The organism is Pseudomonas sp. P4_D7, assembly GCF_056401755.1.
The window spans coordinates 93,359-111,278 of the sequence record NZ_JBFUIR010000007.1 but is presented as its reverse complement, the minus strand read 5'-3'; the positions used below and the strand labels follow the sequence as shown (position 1 = coordinate 111,278).

20 protein-coding genes and 1 pseudogene are annotated in these 17,920 nt (G+C 60.5%); 13 read left to right on the top strand and 8 right to left on the bottom strand.

The genetic code is table 11. From position 1 onward, the window contains the following. Positions 1–176: 176 nt before the first annotated feature. Both AC1DVF_RS07505 and AC1DVF_RS07500 read right to left on the bottom strand, forming a co-directional pair. Complete coding sequence (locus tag AC1DVF_RS07505; protein ID WP_003229392.1) at positions 177–422, bottom strand: TIGR02647 family protein; 246 nt, start codon at positions 420–422, stop codon at positions 177–179. 254 nt (positions 423–676) lie between these two features. Beyond that, on the bottom strand, positions 677–964 hold the full coding sequence (locus tag AC1DVF_RS07500) for a hypothetical protein (RefSeq protein ID WP_460089244.1): 288 nt from the start codon (positions 962–964) through the stop codon (positions 677–679). A gap of 124 nt (positions 965–1,088) precedes the next feature. Between AC1DVF_RS07500 and AC1DVF_RS07495 the strand changes: the two genes are divergently transcribed. After that, positions 1,089–1,748, top strand: a complete 660-nt coding sequence (locus AC1DVF_RS07495) for a glutathione S-transferase family protein (protein ID WP_477782278.1) — start codon at positions 1,089–1,091, stop codon at positions 1,746–1,748. A gap of 130 nt (positions 1,749–1,878) precedes the next feature. Here AC1DVF_RS07495 and argH read toward each other — a convergent pair whose 3' ends face one another. Further along, on the bottom strand, positions 1,879–3,273 hold the full coding sequence (argH, locus tag AC1DVF_RS07490; protein ID WP_095049356.1) for an argininosuccinate lyase: 1,395 nt from the start codon (positions 3,271–3,273) through the stop codon (positions 1,879–1,881). A 334-nt stretch (positions 3,274–3,607) separates the two neighbouring features. Here argH and AC1DVF_RS07485 point away from each other — a divergent pair. The 8 genes and pseudogenes from AC1DVF_RS07485 to rsd all read left to right on the top strand — a co-directional run. Beyond that, positions 3,608–3,748: pseudogene (locus AC1DVF_RS07485) on the top strand (sensor histidine kinase); the annotation flags it as partial. After that, the gene (locus tag AC1DVF_RS07480; protein WP_093429721.1) at positions 3,745–4,491 is read left to right on the top strand and encodes a LytR/AlgR family response regulator transcription factor; all 747 of its coding nucleotides are present in this window, start codon (positions 3,745–3,747) and stop codon (positions 4,489–4,491) included. The pseudogene AC1DVF_RS07485 and the gene AC1DVF_RS07480, both read left to right, overlap by 4 nt. Positions 4,492–4,629: 138 nt before the next feature. Continuing rightward, a complete protein-coding gene (hemC, locus tag AC1DVF_RS07475) occupies positions 4,630–5,571 on the top strand; it encodes a hydroxymethylbilane synthase (protein WP_093429722.1) in 942 nt (313 codons plus the stop codon). Further along, positions 5,568–6,329, top strand: coding sequence for a uroporphyrinogen-III synthase (locus AC1DVF_RS07470; protein WP_460089242.1), 762 nt, complete (start codon positions 5,568–5,570; stop codon positions 6,327–6,329). The genes hemC and AC1DVF_RS07470 overlap by 4 nt, the downstream gene beginning before the upstream one ends. 16 nt (positions 6,330–6,345) lie before the next feature. Further along, complete coding sequence (locus tag AC1DVF_RS07465; RefSeq protein WP_320336161.1) at positions 6,346–7,488, top strand: uroporphyrinogen-III C-methyltransferase; 1,143 nt, start codon at positions 6,346–6,348, stop codon at positions 7,486–7,488. Then, on the top strand, positions 7,485–8,723 hold the full coding sequence (locus tag AC1DVF_RS07460; RefSeq protein ID WP_427119182.1) for a heme biosynthesis protein HemY: 1,239 nt from the start codon (positions 7,485–7,487) through the stop codon (positions 8,721–8,723). Before AC1DVF_RS07465 ends, AC1DVF_RS07460 begins: the two co-directional genes overlap by 4 nt. Before the next feature lie 218 nt (positions 8,724–8,941). Further along, positions 8,942–9,493 carry a disulfide bond formation protein B gene (locus AC1DVF_RS07455; RefSeq protein ID WP_093429726.1) on the top strand — a complete coding sequence of 184 codons (552 nt, stop codon included), beginning with the start codon at positions 8,942–8,944 and terminating at the stop codon, positions 9,491–9,493. Between the two features lie 183 nt (positions 9,494–9,676). Then, the gene (gene rsd, locus AC1DVF_RS07450) at positions 9,677–10,135 is read left to right on the top strand and encodes a sigma D regulator (RefSeq protein WP_320336163.1); all 459 of its coding nucleotides are present in this window, start codon (positions 9,677–9,679) and stop codon (positions 10,133–10,135) included. Positions 10,136–10,195: 60 nt separating this feature from the next. On the opposite strand, the gene AC1DVF_RS07445 is transcribed toward rsd, so the two are convergent. Continuing rightward, on the bottom strand, positions 10,196–10,861 hold the full coding sequence (locus tag AC1DVF_RS07445; protein WP_477782277.1) for an FKBP-type peptidyl-prolyl cis-trans isomerase: 666 nt from the start codon (positions 10,859–10,861) through the stop codon (positions 10,196–10,198). Positions 10,862–11,053: 192 nt separating this feature from the next. Between AC1DVF_RS07445 and AC1DVF_RS07440 the strand changes: the two genes are divergently transcribed. Next, a complete protein-coding gene (locus AC1DVF_RS07440) occupies positions 11,054–12,250 on the top strand; it encodes an AlgP family protein (protein WP_477782276.1) in 1,197 nt (398 codons plus the stop codon). On the opposite strand, the gene AC1DVF_RS07435 is transcribed toward AC1DVF_RS07440, so the two are convergent. After that, positions 12,247–12,708 (bottom strand): TIGR02444 family protein, encoded by a 462-nt coding sequence (locus tag AC1DVF_RS07435; RefSeq protein ID WP_257356588.1) that lies wholly within the window; start codon positions 12,706–12,708, stop codon positions 12,247–12,249. The two genes, AC1DVF_RS07440 and AC1DVF_RS07435, sit on opposite strands and share 4 nt — an antisense overlap. A 50-nt stretch (positions 12,709–12,758) precedes the next feature. On the opposite strand from AC1DVF_RS07435, the gene AC1DVF_RS07430 reads away from it, so the two are divergent. From AC1DVF_RS07430 to AC1DVF_RS07420, 3 genes are all read left to right on the top strand, one after another. Next, entirely contained in the window at positions 12,759–14,669 is a 1,911-nt protein-coding gene (locus tag AC1DVF_RS07430) for an ATP-binding cassette domain-containing protein (protein WP_186620123.1), read from the top strand. Beyond that, a complete protein-coding gene (locus AC1DVF_RS07425; protein ID WP_093429732.1) occupies positions 14,669–15,250 on the top strand; it encodes a mechanosensitive ion channel family protein in 582 nt (193 codons plus the stop codon). The genes AC1DVF_RS07430 and AC1DVF_RS07425 overlap by 1 nt, the downstream gene beginning before the upstream one ends. 166 nt (positions 15,251–15,416) lie before the next feature. Then, positions 15,417–16,049, top strand: coding sequence for a LysE family transporter (locus AC1DVF_RS07420; protein ID WP_093429733.1), 633 nt, complete (start codon positions 15,417–15,419; stop codon positions 16,047–16,049). Between the two features lie 114 nt (positions 16,050–16,163). Here AC1DVF_RS07420 and AC1DVF_RS07415 read toward each other — a convergent pair whose 3' ends face one another. The 3 genes from AC1DVF_RS07415 to AC1DVF_RS07405 are packed head-to-tail and all read right to left on the bottom strand — an operon-like array spanning position 16,164 to position 17,909. After that, a complete protein-coding gene (locus AC1DVF_RS07415; protein ID WP_093429734.1) occupies positions 16,164–16,907 on the bottom strand; it encodes a penicillin-binding protein activator LpoB in 744 nt (247 codons plus the stop codon). A gap of 3 nt (positions 16,908–16,910) precedes the next feature. After that, entirely contained in the window at positions 16,911–17,498 is a 588-nt protein-coding gene (gene lpoB / locus AC1DVF_RS07410; protein WP_016772610.1) for a penicillin-binding protein activator LpoB, read from the bottom strand. A 36-nt stretch (positions 17,499–17,534) separates the two neighbouring features. Further along, positions 17,535–17,909 carry a YcfL family putative periplasmic lipoprotein gene (locus AC1DVF_RS07405; protein WP_007911131.1) on the bottom strand — a complete coding sequence of 125 codons (375 nt, stop codon included), beginning with the start codon at positions 17,907–17,909 and terminating at the stop codon, positions 17,535–17,537. Positions 17,910–17,920: the final 11 nt, after the last annotated feature.

Below are 17,920 nucleotides of genomic sequence, written 5' to 3'. Positions count from 1 at the left end.
CAAACCGGCTCGCAAGCTCGGACGAAGAGGGTCTCGGAATGGGAGGCAGTTTAGCCTTTGCGCAGCGGGACTTTTAAGCTGAATTTGTTTTTTGACGTCAGATTTCTATCGCGGATGACCGGGCAGGCCCGCGGAAATCCCGTGGCAGGAGTTCCCGTGGGCAAAGTCAGGGGGAATCAGGCGGTTTCTTGCTCTCTCAGAATGGTCAGCACGGTTTGCACATTTTGTGCRGCGTCGCGACCGAGGCTGGTCAGATACCCGCCATCGGGCTGGTCGGTCAGTTCTTTTTCAAAGAGGCGTTTGGCGGCAGCAATGTGTTTCGGGGCAGCGGTCTGATGAATTTTCAGACCTTCCTGGGAACTGTCCAGGTTGAAGAGTGCGAGGACTTCCAGTTCGGCAACCAACTCAGGGGTAAGCGACATAAGGACTCCAGACTTTCTAGGAATTGGACGACAGCGTCCCTAAGGTGAACCCGCTTTTGCGGCATGTCCAGTGCTCAGATCAGGGATTTTGTCTTGAGGCGGATTGCAGTGTAGTCGGGAGGCGGGAGTTGGCTGGATGGATACGTTACAAACATTGTAGGAGTGAGCCTGCTCGCGATAGCGGGGTGCCTGTCAGCATCTTTTTCACTGACAGAACGCTATCGCGAGCAGGCTCACTCCTACAGGATCGGGGCTTACTGCTTTTCGGGTGGCAACTCTGGCAAAGCGCGCAGCGCCGCTTCGTACCATTCGGTATTGAATGCACGGTCTTCATCGAGCATCGCGTCGATTTCGTAAGCCAGCACGTGAGCCATCAGATTGAGGATTTCTTCGCGCTCGACACCCACTAGGGTCAGCTTGTTGAAGGTCGCTTTGGCCGCTGGCGGGTTGTCGTTTTCAATCTGGTTCTCGATGGCTTCGATCAAGGTAGCCTCGGTGAACTCTTCTTCGTCTTCAATCTCGATGTCTGTCGGCTCGCTCATGGCAGGCTCCTTCATGGAAAGGCGCCAGTTTACCCGCATTCAGCGGTGTGATGCTGCTGGCGGGAAAGGCTTGAGCGATCTATAAACAGGCACTGCCCACCCCGCACGGCCTGGAGGCTATGTGATGTTCAAGCTCTACGGATTCTCAGTCAGCAACTACTACAACATGGTCAAACTGGCACTGCTGGAAAAAGGCCTGCCGTTCGAAGAGGTCACGTTCTACCCGACGCAGACACCGGAGTCTCTGGCCATCAGCCCGCGCGGCAAAGTGCYGGTGCTGGGTGTAGACGCTGGTTTTATCAACGAAACCGCAATCATCCTCGAATACCTCGAACAGACCCAGAAAGGCACGCCGCTGCTGCCGAGCGATCCGTTCCAACGCGCGCAGGTATTGGCGATTGCCAAGGAAATCGAGCTGTACATCGAGTTGCCGGGGCGCGCTTGTTACGGCGAGGCGTTCTTCGGCATGACCCTGCCGGAGGCGATCAAGGAAAAGACCAAGACTGAACTGTTGCTCGGCTTTGCGGCGCTGGGACGACACGGAAAATTTTCTCCGTACGTGGCGGGCGCCAGTCTGAGCATTGCCGATTTGTATTTCCTCTACAGCGTGCCGCTGGCCTGTGCGGTCGGGCAGAAGCTGTTCGGGATTGATCTGCTGGCGGAGATGCCACAGGCGAAGGCGCTGCTGGAGCGGTTGGAGCAGAATCCGCATGTGCAGAAGATCGCGGCAGACAAGGAAGCTGCGATGCCGGCGTTTTTGGCGATGATCGCTGCCAAGAAATGAGTTTTATAGCGCTCTGAAGGAAACCTTCGCGAGCAGGCTCGCTCCCACATTTGGATTTTTGTTGAACACAAAATTTGTGGCCGACAAAAATCCCCTGTGGGAGCGAGCCTGCTCGCGAAGCTTTTGGCTTTTAGCGGCTAGCGATCAGCGCCTGACCGCGCACCACCGCTGCCTTGACCTGCGCCGGCGCAGTGCCGCCGATATGGTCACGAGCATTCACCGAGCCTTCCAGGGTCAGCACGGCAAACACGTCCTGCTCGATCTGATCGCTGAACTGACGCAGCTCTTCCAGGCTCATCTCGGCCAGATCCTTGCCAGTGTCGACGCCGTACTTCACCGCGTGACCGACGATTTCATGGCAGTCACGGAACGGCAGGCCACGGCGTACCAGGTAGTCAGCCAGGTCGGTCGCGGTGGAGAAACCGCGCAGCGCCGCTTCACGCATGATCGCGTGCTTGGGCTTGATCGCCGGGATCATGTCGGCAAAGGCTCGCAGCGAATCACGCAGGGTGTCGGCGGCGTCGAACAGCGGCTCTTTGTCTTCCTGGTTGTCCTTGTTGTAGGCCAGCGGCTGGCCTTTCATCAGGGTCAGCAGACCCATCAGTGCACCGAACACACGGCCGGTCTTGCCACGTACCAGCTCCGGTACGTCAGGGTTTTTCTTTTGCGGCATGATCGAACTGCCGGTGCAGAAGCGGTCCGGCAGATCAATGAACTGGAACTGCGCGCTGGTCCACAGCACCAGCTCTTCGGAGAAGCGCGACAAGTGCATCATCGCGATGCTCGCGGCCGAGCAGAATTCGATGGCGAAGTCGCGATCGGAGACGTTGTCCAGCGAGTTGCCGCCAACGGCGTCGAAGCCCAGCAGTTGCGCGGTGTATTCGCGGTCGATCGGGTAGGTGGTGCCAGCCAGCGCGGCGCTGCCCAGTGGCATGCGGTTGGTGCGCTTGCGGCAGTCGACCAGACGCTCGTAGTCGCGGCTGAGCATTTCGAACCAGGCCAGCATGTGGTGCCCGAAGGTCACTGGTTGCGCGGTCTGCAGGTGGGTGAAGCCCGGCATGATGCTCGCGGCTTCGCGCTCGGCTTGCTCCAGCAGGCCTTTCTGCAGGCGGGTGATCTCGGCGAGGATCAGGTCGATTTCGTCACGCAGCCACAGGCGGATGTCGGTGGCGACCTGGTCGTTACGGCTACGCCCGGTGTGCAGCTTTTTACCGGTGACGCCGATGCGGTCGGTCAGGCGTGCTTCGATGTTCATGTGCACGTCTTCGAGGTCGACACGCCAGTCGAACTGGCCGGCCTCGATTTCGCCCTGAATGGTCTTCAGGCCGTCGATGATGCTATCGCGCTCGGCATCGGTCAGCACGCCGACCTTGGCCAGCATGGTGGCGTGGGCGATCGAGCCCATGATGTCGTGGCGATACAGGCGCTGGTCGAAAGTGACGGAGGCGGTGAAGCGGGCGACGAAGGCGTCGACGGGTTCACTGAAGCGGCCGCCCCAGGACTGATTGGTCTTGTCAGTGCTCATGAATTCGCTCGTATCGGCTTGAAGAAAGAAGGCGTGAAACGCTGGCGCGGATAATAACAGGGTTGCCAATCCTGTCGCTGACACTGGTCGATACGTTTTTTTCTCATTGCGTCAGCCATAGTGGCCGCTGGTGCCGGGGGATTTGCACAAGGATATTTTTCGATTGAGCAATATCGGCCCGGCGAGCGTCTACAGTTGGACATAAGGGTCGACGCGGCTCTGGATCGCGCAAAGGTCTGGCCGGCGACTATAAGAAGAGGGGGTGGGTGTTTTGTCCTTCGGCAAACCCCGTGAGAAACGCAGGAAACAGCGGGCTTTGAGCAGTACGACCCGGACACTGGCAAATATTGCTGGCCGACGTACGGCACTTTTTGGCGCTCGGGCTAGTCTTAGCGTGGATCGCGGTGACGGACGTCACTTCACCTGTCTACGCTATCCTTGTGCGAGACTCACGCAGGAATCCAGCGCAATATGAATGTCCTGATCGTTGATGACGAACCACTGGCTCGCGAGCGCCTCAGCCGAATGGTGAGCGAGCTCGAGGGTTATACAGTTCTGGAGCCCGGCGCCACGAATGGCGAAGAGGCGTTGGCACTGATCGACAGCCACAAGCCGGATATCGTGCTGCTCGATATTCGCATGCCGGGTCTCGATGGCCTGCAGGTTGCTGCCCGTTTGTGCGAACGTGAAACGCCGCCGGCCGTGGTGTTTTGCACCAGCCCCGATGAATTTGCCGTGGAAGCCCTGCAGGCCAGCGCCGTGGGCTATGTGGTGAAACCCGTGCGAACCGAACATCTGCATGACGCCCTGAAACGGGCTGAACGTCCCAATCGGGCGCAACTCTCGGCCCTGACCCGTCCCGCTGCCGAAAGTGGCAACGGCCCGCGCAGCCATATCAGCGCCCGAACCCGCAAAGGCATCGAACTGATCCCGCTGGATCAGGTGGTCTACTTTATCGCCGACCACAAGTACGTGACCCTGCGCCACGAGGCCGGTGAAGTGTTGCTGGACGAGCCGCTCAAGGCCCTCGAAGACGAATTCGGCGAGCGCTTTGTGCGTATCCATCGCAACGCGCTGGTCGCCCGCGACCGCATCGAACGTCTGCAGCGTACGCCGCTGGGGCATTTCCAGCTGTTTCTCAAGGGTCTAAATGGTGACGCGCTGATCGTCAGTCGTCGGCACGTGGCCGGTGTGCGCAAGATGATGCAGGGCCTGTAACCCGGTCATTCCGGACAGCTCCAGCTCCTTTTTACCAGGCACTGCGGGCCAGGGAGGCCGCGCCGACTCTGATTCAAGTCAAAGTGGATTTGGCTGAGCTGTTATTATCCGCCGTATCTATTCAGTACGGATTGATCCATGTCCTCTCGCGAAATCCGCATCGCCACCCGTAAAAGTGCGCTTGCCCTCTGGCAGGCCGAATACGTCAAAGCCCGTCTTGAAGCGGCCCACCCGGGCCTGCTGGTGACGCTGGTGCCCATGGTCAGTCGCGGCGACAAACTGCTCGATTCGCCACTGTCGAAAATCGGTGGCAAGGGCCTGTTCGTCAAGGAACTGGAAACTGCGCTGCTGGAAAACCAAGCAGACATCGCCGTCCACTCGATGAAAGATGTGCCGATGGACTTCCCGGAAGGCCTCGGCCTGTTCTGCATCTGCGAGCGTGAAGATCCGCGTGATGCCTTCGTTTCCAATACGTATGCCAGCCTGGAAGCATTGCCTGCCGGCAGCATTGTCGGCACGTCGAGTCTGCGTCGGCAGGCACAGTTGCTCACCCGTCGTCCGGATCTGCAGATCCGCTTTCTGCGCGGCAACGTCAACACTCGCCTGGCCAAACTCGATGCCGGTGAGTACGACGCGATCATCCTCGCCGCCGCCGGCCTGATCCGCCTCGGCTTCGAAGATCGCATCACTTCGGCGATCAGTGTTGATGACAGCCTGCCTGCCGGTGGCCAAGGTGCAGTCGGCATCGAATGCCGCAGCGCCGACACCGAAATCCACGCCTTGCTCGCACCGCTGCATCACGCCGACACCTCGTCGCGCGTCACCGCCGAGCGTGCCCTCAACAAACATTTGAATGGCGGCTGCCAAGTGCCGATCGCCTGCTATGCCGTGCTCGAAGGCGAGCAATTGTGGTTGCGTGGTCTGGTCGGTGAGCCAAGCGGCGGCAAGCTGCTCAGCGCCCAAGCGCGCGCGCCACGGGCCGATGCCGAAGCACTGGGTGTGAAGGTCGCCGAAGACCTGCTCAGCCAGGGCGCCGACGACATTCTCAAAGCGGTCTACGGCGAGGCAGGTCACGAGTGACCGGTTGGCGCCTGCTGCTGACGCGCCCCGCGGAAGACTGTGCGGCGCTGGCGCAGACGTTGGCCGGGCAGGGCGTTTTCAGTAGCTGTTTGCCGCTTCTGGACATTGTCCCGCTGCCAGTCTCTGAGAAAATTCGTCAGGCGATTACGCAGTTGCCAAGTTGCAGTGCAGTGATTGTCGTCAGCAAACCGGCGGCGCGTATTGCGCTGGATCTGCTCGAAGGTGCATCTGCGCTGACGATGCCGTGGTTCAGTGTCGGCGCGGCGACTGCGCAGATTTTGCTGGATCACGGTCTGGACGCGAACTTCCCGGCCGCCGGCGATGACAGCGAAGCCTTGCTGCAATTACCGCGTCTGCGTGAGGCGGTCAGCCAGCCCGGCGCGCAGGTGTTGATCTTGCGCGGGGAGGGTGGGCGTGAACTGCTCGCCGAGCGCTTGCGTGAGCTAGGTGCTAGTGTCGAGTATCTGGAATTGTATCGACGCGACCTGCCAGCCTATGCCCTGGATGAGCTGCCACGGCGGATCGAAGCGGAACGCTTGAACGGGCTGGTGGTCAGCAGTGGACAGGGTTTCGAGCACCTGCGCCGAATGGCCGGTGATACCTGGCCGGCCATCGCGCCGTTGCCGTTGTTTGTACCAAGCCCAAGGGTCGCCGAGCTGGCACGTGCCGCCGGGGCTCAAACAGTTGTGGATTGCCGCGGCGCGAGCGCCGCGGCTTTGCTGACGGCGTTGCGGGAGTATCCCGAACCCGTTTTCTAATGCAAAGGATGGATACGTGAGCGAAACAGCCTTGCCAAAAGATGACGTCCAGCCTGTGATTGAACCCCAGGTTGAAACTCCACCGCCGGCCACAGAGCCGCGCCGAGGCAATGGACTGGCCATCGTCGCTTTGTTGCTCGGTGCTGCCGGTGTTGCGATCGGCGGCTGGGGTGTCTGGCAGGTTCGTCACCTGCAGACCAACACTCAACAGCAGTCCGGTGAAGTGCAGGCATTGAACGATCAGGCGCAGAGCCTGAAGCTCAATGAACAGCGTCTGACCGAGCGCCTCGCGCAGCTGCCGGATGCCGACGAACTTGCCGAGCGCCAGCGTCTGGTGACCCAGCTTCAAGGTGATCAACAGCGCCTCAATCAACGTCTGGAAACGGTGCTGGGCGCTAGCCGCAAGGACTGGCGTCTGGCCGAGGCCGAGCATTTGCTGCGCCTGGCCAGCCTGCGTTTGTCGGCTTTACAGGACATCAGCAGCGCTCAGGCGCTGGTCCAGGGCGCTGACGAAATTCTCCGTGAGCAAAACGATCCAGGCTCTTTTGCCGCCCGCGAGCAAGTGGCGAAAACCCTGGTGGCGCTGCGCAGTACKTCGCAACCGGATCGCACCGGTCTGTTCCTGCGTCTCGGCGCGCTGCGTGATCAAGTCATCGACCTCACCGAGCTTGCGCCGGAGTACAAGGATCGTGGCGAATCGCTGCTGGGCCTGACCGCTGACGGTGACGGCGCCAGTCGTTGGGCGCAGTGGTGGGACCAGGTCTCGCGCTATATCCGTATCGATTTCAATGCCGACAAGAATGTGCGGCCGCTGCTGGCCGGGCAGAGCCTGAGTCAGGTGCGTCTGGCCCTGAGCCTTGCGCTTGAGCAGGCGCAGTGGGCAGCCCTCAACGGTCAGGCGCCGGTCTATACCCAGGCGCTGGCCGAAGCGCGCGATGTGCTCAAGGGCAATTTCAACCCGGACAATCCGCAAAGCAAAGTGATGCTCGAGCAGGTCGGTGAGTTGAGCAAGGAACCGGTCACGGTCACCACGCCGGATCTGGCCGGCACGCTGAGTGCGGTGCAAGCCTACCTTGAACGGCGCAACGTTAACGCCGAAGAGTCGGTGAAACCCTTCGCCAAGCCTGCCGCCAACACCGCGCAGGAGACCACGCCATGAAACGCCTGTATGTGATCGTGTTTCTGGTGATCGCGGCGACAGCGGCGCTGGGTCTGGCGATTGCCGAGCATTCCGGTTACGTGCTGGTGGCCTACAAAAGCTTCCGCTACGAGTCCAGCCTGTGGGCGACGCTGGCGGTCATCGCGGTGTTGTGGCTGCTGATCTGGGGGATCAAGGCGCTGGTCGAATTGGTCATGGCCTCCAGTGGCGTAGTCAACCCATGGTCGCGCCGCAACCGCAGTCGGCGCGTGCAGGTGGCGATCGAGCACGGTCAACTGGATCTGGCCGAAGGTCGCTGGGCCAGCGCTCAGCGTCACCTGTCTCGAGCGGCTGAAGCCGAGCGCCAGCCATTGCTGTACTACCTCGGTGCTGCCCGCGCAGCCAACGAGCAAGGTCTTTACGAAGAGTGCGATCGTTTGTTGGAGCGTGCGCTTGAGCGTCAGCCCCAGGCGGAGCTGGCCATCGCTTTGAGTCATGCGCAGTTGCAGACTGACCGTGGCGACACCGACGGTGCCTTGGTGACGCTGCAAGCGATGCACGATCGCCATCCACACAATGCGCAGACGTTGCGGCAGTTGCAGCGCTTGTATCAGCAGCGCGGCGAATGGTCGGCGGTGATTCGTTTGCTGCCGGAATTGCGCAAGGACAAAGTCCTGCCGCGCGCCGAACTGGCCGAACTCGAGCGCCGAGCCTGGGGTGAAAACCTCTCGCTGGCTGCGCAACGGGAAGAGGATGGCAGCGTGGGTTTGCAGTCGCTCACGCGCGCCTGGGAACAGCTCACTTCGGCGCAACGGCAGGAGCCGCCGCTGGTGTTGGCGTACGCCGAACAGTTGCGGCAGTTGGGCGCTCAGGTCGAAGCGGAGGAGGTGCTGCGCACTGCCCTCAAACGCAAGTACGACAGCCATCTGGCCCGTCTCTACGGGCTGGTGCGCGGCAGCGATCCGGCCCGCCAGTTGCAAACCGCCGAAGGCTGGCTGAAGGAGCATCCGAACGATCCGAGCCTGCTGTTGACCCTCGGCCGACTGTGTCTGCAAACCAGTCTGTGGGGCAAGGCACGGGATTACCTGGAAAGCAGTCTGCGTGTGCAGCGCAATCCCGAGGCCTGTGCGGAGCTGGCGCGCCTGCTCGCCCAGTTGGGCGATACCGAGCGCAGCAATCAGTTGTTCCAGGAAGGCCTTGGTCTGCTGGACGAGCGCCTGCTGGCCGCGCCGTTGCCGGCTCCGGCCCAAGTCTGAAGTGGCGAGGGAGTTCGCTCCCTCGCTTACCTTTTGTGGCTGAATTTTCCACTTCGTTGAGCGCCTGAAGCAAATTCCTACAGCGGTCTACACCAATTCCTCTCGATCCTGTCGGGTTTTCCCTACACCTCTGGTGAACTGTCGGCAGGGCCTTGCCTTGAAAGGCTGACACGCTTTCCTCTACCGTAACCGTCTGTCTCTACTGTTACGGAAAAGCCATGTCGTTGGCCTGCTCACGCTCCTTGTTCTTCATGGCTTTCACTGCGGGGGCCTTTGCTCTGGGAGCTTCCTATTATCTTGAATATGCAGTCGGCCTGACGCCGTGCAGCCTGTGTCTGGTGCAGCGCCTGTTCCTCACGCTGCTGTGCGTAGTCAGTGGTCTGGCGGCGGTGCACGGTCCCAAACGTGTCGGTTTGTGGTTCTATTGGCTGTTGACCCTGGGCGCCAGCCTGGGTGGGACCACGGCGGCCTGGCGGCAGGTACTGATACAGAGCGATCCGATGCTGCACCTGCTCAATTGTTCGCCTGCTCCCGAGGCCTTGTTCAGTGGTCTGCCATGGATCTGTGCCCTGCAAACAATGTTTAGCGGCGGTACCGATTGTGCGGAAATATCCTGGACGCTGTTCGACCTGAGTATCCCGGAGTGGAGCCTGCTGTTCTTTGTCGCGGTATCGATTCTGGCGGTGTATCAATTGTTGCGGCTGGTATGGAGTGCTCTGCAACGCCCGCTCAGCGGCCAAGCGTCGCACCCGGTGCTGTTGCGGGATTAAACACTTGTATGAACTTTATCTCCTGCGTACCTTGAAGCCATAGGCGTGCGGGCATAATCTGGCCCGCACGTGTCATTGGATTTATGTTGCTCGATGACGCTCTGCCCGGCCGACCCCCAAGCCAGAATCAAAAGAGGGGCGCGGGTGTAGAGCAGCATGACCCACAAGGGAAGAGAGATCGCCATGCTCGAAAGTTGTCAGAATGCTCAGGAACGTTGGGGTGGGGTTCATCTGCTGATCGACCGCTGGTTGCAAGAGCGTGAAGATCTGATCGGTGCCTACGACAAGCTCGGCGCAGAGCCTGATTCGCTGTCCGAGAGCCGCAAGCCCTTGCAGGAGTTCTGCGGCGTGTTGGTCGATTACGTCTCGGCTGGGCACTTCGAAATCTACGAACAGCTGACTGGCGAAGCCAAGGCGTTCGGTGATACGCGTGGTCTTGAACTCGCCGAGACGATCTATCCGCGCATCGATGTCATCACCGAGAAGCTTCTAGCCTTCAACGACCTGTGCGATGAAGGTAAATGCGTTGCAGAGAAGTTCAAAGAGCTAGGTGGCCTGCTCCACGAACGCTTCGAACTTGAAGACTGCCTGATTGAAGTGCTGCACACAGCACACAAGGAAGAAGATCCGGTTCAGGCCTGATCCCGAACCCTGATCAAAAAAAACGGTGCGCCCGAAAGCGCACCGTTTTTTATTGCCCGATCAACTCGTCGCTCCACGCAATTCCACTTCAAACACCAGCGGTGTGAACGGCGCAATCAGGTCACCGGCACCGTCAGCGCCATAGGCCTGATCCGATGGAATCACCAGGCGCCATTTCGCGCCTACCGGCATGTTCTGCAACGCGGTGCGCCAGCCGGCAATCACGCTGTCGAGGTTGAACCATTGTGGCTGAGTGTTCTGATCGAACACGGTGCCATCCGGCAGCCGTCCGACATACAGCACCTGCACTTTTCCATCGGGGCCAGCCTTGCCGCCAGTGCCCGGTGTCAGCTCGGTGAGCAGGATGCCGTCAGCCAGTTCCTTAACACCCGGTTTGGCTTTTTCAGCGATGAGAAAGCGTTGCTCGTTTTCCATCGCCGCATCACTTGAAGGCTGTGCAGAGTGCTCGGCGTTTTGCGCTTCATGATCAGCCAGAATCTGCTCGATGCGTGCTTCGCTCAGCGCCAGCGGCTTGCCTTGGTAGGCTTGCTGCAAGCCATCGACCAGCGCCTGAATCTGCAGTTGCGGGACTTCCTGACGCAGTCGTTCACCGAGGCTGGCACCGAGGCTGTAGGCCAGATCGTGAGCATCGTTCGCGGTGTCTTTTTCGTCAGCGTGAACGGCCGAAAAAACCATGCAGAGGGATAAAAAAAAGTAGCGCGACATGGGCACACTCCGTCCTGAGATGCGGTGGATTATGCCAGCGCGAACGTCTGCAACGGTGAACTGCTTTTGACTTCGCGCAGAACATTTTCGATTCGGTGCAACGCAACGCAATCGATACTGTCAAGATGCCCTAGCGGCGGTAACTGCAGAGGTCTAGTATGAGCCGCACTCACGTCAGCCAGGAGGTAAACCATGTCGGCCACCAAGAAGCCTGTAAATACTCCGTTGCACTTACTCCAACAACTCTCGGGCAGCCTGCTCGAGCATCTGGAAAACGCTTGCTCCCAAGCCTTGGCTGATGCTGAAAAACTGCTCGCCAAACTGGAAAAGCAACGCGGCAAGGCGCAAGAAAAACTGCACAAATCCCGCACCAAATTGCAGGACGCAGCCACTGCCGGTAAAGCCAAGGCACAGAACAAAGCCAAGGCCGCAGTGAAAGAACTGGAAGACCTGCTCGATGCCTTGAAGGATCGTCAGTCCGACACTCGCAGCTACATTCTGCAACTCAAGCGCGATGCCCAGGAAAGCCTGAAACTGGCCCAGGGTGTGGGTCGCGTTCAAGAAGCCGTGGGCAAAGTACTGTCCACCCGCGCCGCCAAACCGGCAGCGGCACCGGCGAAGAAAGCGGCTGCCAAACCGGCTGCAGCCAAGCCTGCAGCGAAAACCGCAGCGGCTAAACCTGCTGCAAAACCGGCGGCCAAACCTGCTGCCAAGGCACCGGTGAAAGCGGCGGCCAAGCCAGCTGCCAAAACCGCGGCCAAACCTGCGGCCAAACCTGCGGCGAAAAAACCGGCTGCCGCGAGCGCTGCCAAACCGGCGGCTAAAACCACTGCTGCAAAACCAGCTGTTGCCAAGCCAGCCGCTAGAACGGCCGCCGCCAAACCGGCTGCAAAACCAGCCGCGAGCAAAGCTGCTCCCGCGAAAGCTGCAGCTGCCAAACCGGCCGCTAAACCTGCGGCGAAAGCTGTGGCGAAACCACCCGCAAAACCTGCTGCCAAAACCGCCGCTGCCAAGCCAGCCGCCAAACCGGCTGCCGCTAAACCCGCTGTAAAAACCGCGGCAAAACCTGCCGCCAAGCCGGCGGCAAAACCAGCAGTGAAAGCCGCCGCCAAGCCAGCCGCCGCTGCTAAACCAGCGACCACTGCTGCCAAGCCTGCTGCTGCAAAACCGGCCACCAAACCAACTGCCAAACCGGCCGTGAAAAAGCCTGCCGCTGCCAAACCAGCTGCCGCCAAACCGGCTACCACTCCAGCTGCCAAGCCTGCCGTGCCAGCCACTCCGGCCACGCCAGCCGCCGCTGCTCCAGCCGCCACCACCTCGACTCCTTCGACTGCGCCATCGCCAGCCGCTGCGTCGAGCGTCAGCAACAACCCGACCAGCGCTTCCTAAGTGCCGGTTGCCGCGACGCGCAGCACTTGCAGCGCGTCGCGGTTCGGGCTGGCCGCCATGCCGGCCAATCCTTCAAGCCAAGTCTTCGAGCCTGCATCGTTTAGCGGCCATTCCTGCGCCGCCCCTTCAAGCCGTGACAGCAACGCTCGCTCAGCCTCAAGCTCCAGTGATTTGATCTGCTCGCGCATGCCTTTCAGCACCGCATCATCAACGGCCCGTGCTTTCCATTGCATCCGCAGTGAGCGCAGCGGCTGTACCACCTCGGTATCCCAAGGCTCGGTCAGCGTCTGAAGCTGGCTTACACGTTGTTCATCACAGATCACCCCGCGTTGTTCGAGCCATAAACCGCACAGCAGCAGGCACACATTGGCGCCCGCCGTTTGCAGTCGCAGGCATGCATCTTCCACGCCCGGGCGGGCGTAGGTGGCAAGGGAAAAGCTCCACAGGTCAGAGGACATCGTGCTACTCGCGCCAGTTGTGAGCGAAGCTGGTAGACTCCGCCGCCATTATGATCCGACTTCAGAACCTGACTTTACAGCGTGGCCCGCAACGTCTGCTAGAAGACGCCGAGCTGACCCTGCACGCCGGCCACAAAGCCGGCCTCATCGGTGCCAACGGCGCCGGCAAATCGAGCCTGTTCGCCTTGATTCGGGGCGAACTGCACCCCGACTCGGGTGATTGCTTCCTGCCGGCTGACTGGCGCATCGCCCACATGCGCCAGGAGATCGAGACCCTTGAGCGTCTTGCCGTCGACTATGTGCTCGATGGCGATTTGCGTCTACGCGAGGTGCAACGTGACCTCGCCGCCGCCGAAGCGGCGCACGACGGTGCCGCTCAGGCCCGCCTGCACTCGGAACTCGACAGCGCCGACGGCTACACCGCCGACGCGCGGGCGCGCAAATTGCTCGCCGGTCTCGGCTTCACCAACGAGCAGATGGATCGCCAGGTAGGAGATTTCTCCGGTGGCTGGCGGATGCGTCTGAATCTGGCGCAGGCATTGATGTGCCCGTCCGACCTGTTGTTGCTCGACGAACCGACCAACCACTTGGACCTCGACGCGATCATCTGGCTCGAAGAGTGGCTGAAAAGCTACCCGGGCACCTTGCTGCTGATCTCCCACGACCGTGATTTCCTCGATGAAGTCGTCGATCACGTGGCCCACGTCGATCAGCGCAAAATCACCCTGTATCGCGGCGGCTATACCGCGTTCGAACGCGCCCGTGCCGAGCGTCTGGCCCAGCAGCAACAGGCCTACGAGAAGCAGCAGGCGCAACGTGCGCACATGGAAAGCTACATCGCCCGTTTCAAGGCCCAGGCGACCAAGGCCCGTCAGGCACAGAGCCGGATCAAGGCACTGGAGCGGATGGAAGAGCTATCGGCGGCCCACGTCGATTCGCCATTCGACTTCGTCTTCCGCGAGTCGACCAAGATCTCCAGCCCGCTGATCGACCTGTCGGATGCGCGTCTGGGCTATGGCGACAAAACCATCCTGGAGAAGGTCAAGCTGCAACTGACCCCGGGCGCGCGGATCGGCCTGCTCGGCCCGAACGGCGCAGGTAAGTCGACGCTGATCAAAAACCTCGCCGGTGAACTGTCACCGCTGGGCGGGCGGCTGACCCGTGGCGAGAACACCGTGGTTGGCTACTTCGCCCAGCATCAGCTCGACTCGCTGGATTCCAAGGCCAGCCCGTTATTGCACTTGCAGCGTCTGGCGCCGACCGAGCGCGAGCAGACACTGCGTGACTTCCTCGGCGGTTTCGACTTCCGTGGTGCGCGAATTGATGAGCCGGTACTGAATTTCTCCGGTGGTGAAAAAGCGCGTCTGGCCCTGGCGTTGATCGCCTGGGAGCGGCCGAACCTGTTGCTGCTCGACGAACCGACCAACCACCTCGACCTGGAAATGCGCCTGGCGCTGACCATGGCGCTGCAGGAATTCAGCGGCGCGGTGCTGGTGGTGTCTCACGATCGTCACTTGCTCAAGAGCACCACCGACAACTTCTACCTGGTCGCTGATGGCAAGGTCGAAGAGTTCGATGGCGACCTCGAAGACTACGCGCGATGGCTGGTGGAGTACCGCCAGCGTAACGCGCCGGTCAGTAACACCCCGGTGAATCCGGACAAGACCGACAAAAAGGCCCAGCGTCAGGCTGCTGCTGCGTTGCGTCAGCAACTGGCCCCGCACAAGCGTGAAGCTGACAAGCTCGAAGCCGAGCTGGGCAAGCTTCACGAGAAACTGGCCAAGGTCGACGCCAGCCTCGGCGACAGCGACATCTACGAGCCGGCACGCAAGAACGAATTGCGTGATCTGCTCGCTGAACAGGCCAAGCTGAAGGTTCGTGAAGGCGAGCTGGAAGAGGCGTGGATGGAAGCTCTCGAGGTATTGGAAAGCATGCAAGCGGAGCTGGAGGCGCTGTCCTGATGGAAGCGTTCAAGCTGCCGCTGCCGGCGGAGTGGGTCGAGCCGATCTGGTTCGCGGTGCAGATTCTGCTGATCCTGCTGGCCGGTTACCTCACTCAGCGCTTCGTCGCCAAAGGCCTGACCCGGTTGGGCGAGCGCTATCCGTTCCCGCCGCAATTGCTGATGCCACTGCGCGGCGTGTTGCGCTGGCTGATCATGGGCAGTGCGCTGATCTTTGTTCTGGAACGCCTCGGTGTCTCGGCCACGGTGCTGTGGACGGCGCTGTCAGGGTTCGTCGCCGTGGCGGCGGTGGCGTTCTTCGCGATGTGGAGTGTGCTGTCGAATCTGCTCTGCGCGATTCTGATCTTCACGGTTGGGCCGTTCCGGCTGGGCGATATCGTTGAGCTGGTGGACACCACGGACAAGCCTGGCGTCAAAGGCCGGGTGGTGGCGATCAATCTGCTTTACACCACGTTGATCGAGGCGGAAGAGCTTGGGACTGGCAGCGCGATGGTGCAGGTGCCGAACAGCTTGTTTTTCCAGCGCTCGGTGCGACGTTGGCGCGGGACGGATGTATTCCCTTCCAGCGGGTTCGAGAAGTAAGTCTTACAGCAAGATCAAAAGATCGTCCGATCGCGGCCCGAGCCTTCGGCAGCTCCTACAGGGGTCGCATTCCAAAGTAGGAGCTGCCGGAGGCTGCGATCTTTTGCTTTTAGGCCCAATCCGCATTAGCTTGAGCGTCTGTCACAATTCAGATGCGAGGTGTGCGATGGAGCTTCAAACATGGCTGGCATTTTTTGCCGCCTGCTGGGTGATCAGTCTGTCCCCGGGTGCTGGCGCCATTGCGTCGATGTCCAGCGGTCTGCAATACGGTTTCTGGCGCGGTTACTGGAACGCCCTCGGCCTGCAGATTGGCCTGGCGGTGCAGATCGCGATTGTCGGCGCCGGTGTTGGCGCGATCCTGACCGCTTCGGCCACCGCCTTCCACGCGATTAAATGGTTCGGTGTGGCTTATCTGGTGTACCTGGCCATCAAGCAATGGCGTGCGCTGCCCATGGACATGAGCGACGACGCGACGGTACGACCGATCGGCAAGCCGCTGGCGCTGGTGTTCCGCGGCTTTCTGGTGAACATCAGCAACCCCAAGGCTTTGGTGTTCATGCTCGCGGTCCTGCCGCAGTTCATCAACCCGCATGCGCCGTTGCTGATTCAGTATGTGGTAATTGGTGTGACGATGATCTTCGTCGACCTGATTGTCATGGCGGGCTACACCGGTCTGGCGTCGAAGGTGCTGCGTCTGTTGCGCACCCCGCAACAGCAGAAGCGCATGAACCGCACGTTTGCCGGGCTGTTCATCGGTGCGGCGGCGTTTATGGCGACGTTGCGTAAAGCGGCGGCGTAAACCTCGCCAGCACAAAAAAAGGCGACCTTTGCGGGTCGCCTTTTTTGTGCTGGGACGCAGAGCGTCCCGGGATGCATTCCCACGTCGAGCATGGGGACGATCAGGCGCCAGTCATCAGCGCAAGATCACCGGCGCAGTATCACGCGGCAAATTGTTGCGCTGCGGCGCCTCACGCGGCTGCTCGTAACCGCCGCCACCAAGCTGCATGCTCAGTTGCCCGGCCACGTCTTCACCCAGCGCCTTGGACACGTCGCGCACCACCCGTGGGCGGTTCAGCGAGATCTTGATGTCGCGGTGGTTCACCAGTTTGGTGTCCTGCGCTTCGCCCATCGCCGTGAAGGCCGAGGTGATCTCGAAGGTCTTGGTGTTGATCAGGCTGAAGTCCGCCACCAATGTCAGGCCCAGCACCGCCGAATAGCTGTCGGTATTCGCCAGCTCGTTGATGTCCTGAGTGAAGTCGATATCGGACACGGTACCGAACAGCACATAGTCGGCGCCTTTGAAGTTGCCGGCCTTGATGCGCTTGATCACGTCGTAGACGTCACCCTTGGACGACGCGGTGTACGGCGTGCCCTGCACCAGCTGGAACATACCGGTGCGCAAAATTTCACCCTTGATGTCGCCGGTGAATTTGCGCAACTCGCCTTGCTCGATGTAGCTGGTGCTCGCTTCGATCTCGTTGTAGCTCGACGAGCCGCTGGAGCTGTAGTAACCCTCGCGATGATTGCTCTGGGCCGAAACGATGTGGATGTATTGCTCCACACGTTCCTGGTAAGCCAGATCCGTCACCGCGACTTTCGGGGCCGCTTGCACGCTGAACGCGCAAGCCAGGGCCATCATGCCAATCCATGCGCGCATCAATTAACGCTCCGTGGTTTTGCGGATCTCTTTTTCGTCCATCCACTCGGCCAGACCGCTTTCAACGTCGATCAGTTGCAGGCTGAATTTGTAGAAGACGTCCTTATAGTCGCTGCTGCGTTTGACGATCGAGCTGATCGAACCTTCGATGCGGTACTTGGCGGCAACCATGTTGCCAGTCTTGGCCACGGTGCTCTTCTTGTACAGGCCGCTCTGGTTTTGCAGCTTGAGCTGGTCAACCTGGCTCTGCATGGCGTTGTTGTCGCTGGCGAAGCGGGCCACGCCGGTTTTCATCAGCTGAGTCTTGATGCTGGTGGTGATTTCGCGGGTGTCGATGTATTCGCTGGTCTTGTTCTTCACGTCGTAGACCTGAACCACCGGGCGGCCCTGCAGAATGCCGGACTGGGCCAGCGAGCGGGTCATCGACTCGGCGATCATTTGCAGGTCGGTCGAACCGAATTCGTTGGTCACGGTTTCAACCGCTTTGGTGTCGCCGTAGCTGATGTTCTTGCTGCCCAGGGTCGGCGAAGTGTTGGCGCAACCGGAGGCCAGCAGGGCGATAACAGCGATGCAGGAAAAGCGTGCAAACATGGGAATGCTCTCTAAAACAGAAATAGGGTGACAGGCTTACGGCGTCTTGATTTCCAGACGGAAGTCCACGGCTTTCGGGGTCGGGGCGATGCCTTGAATGAAGCTGGTCTGGGCGCCGTACATCATTTGGCTTTTCCACACTTCTTCTTCGGCAATCGGGAAACCTTCCGCGCCGAGCCAGGCGAAGCGGTAGTAGAAAATCTTGTTGCTGTTGAGGGTGTTGCTCAACTGCACGTTGACCGTCATGAAGCCGTTTTCGCGAGCGACGCGCATGGCGCCGACGACGATGTGTTTCTGCGGGCCCATGGCCACGACTTTGCTCGCGGCGCTGCCCGGCTCTGGCGGTGGCGGGGTAGCGCAGCCGCTCGCCAGCAAGGCGAGGGCGGCGACGGCGATGAGTTTGAAGCGCATGCAAAGACTCC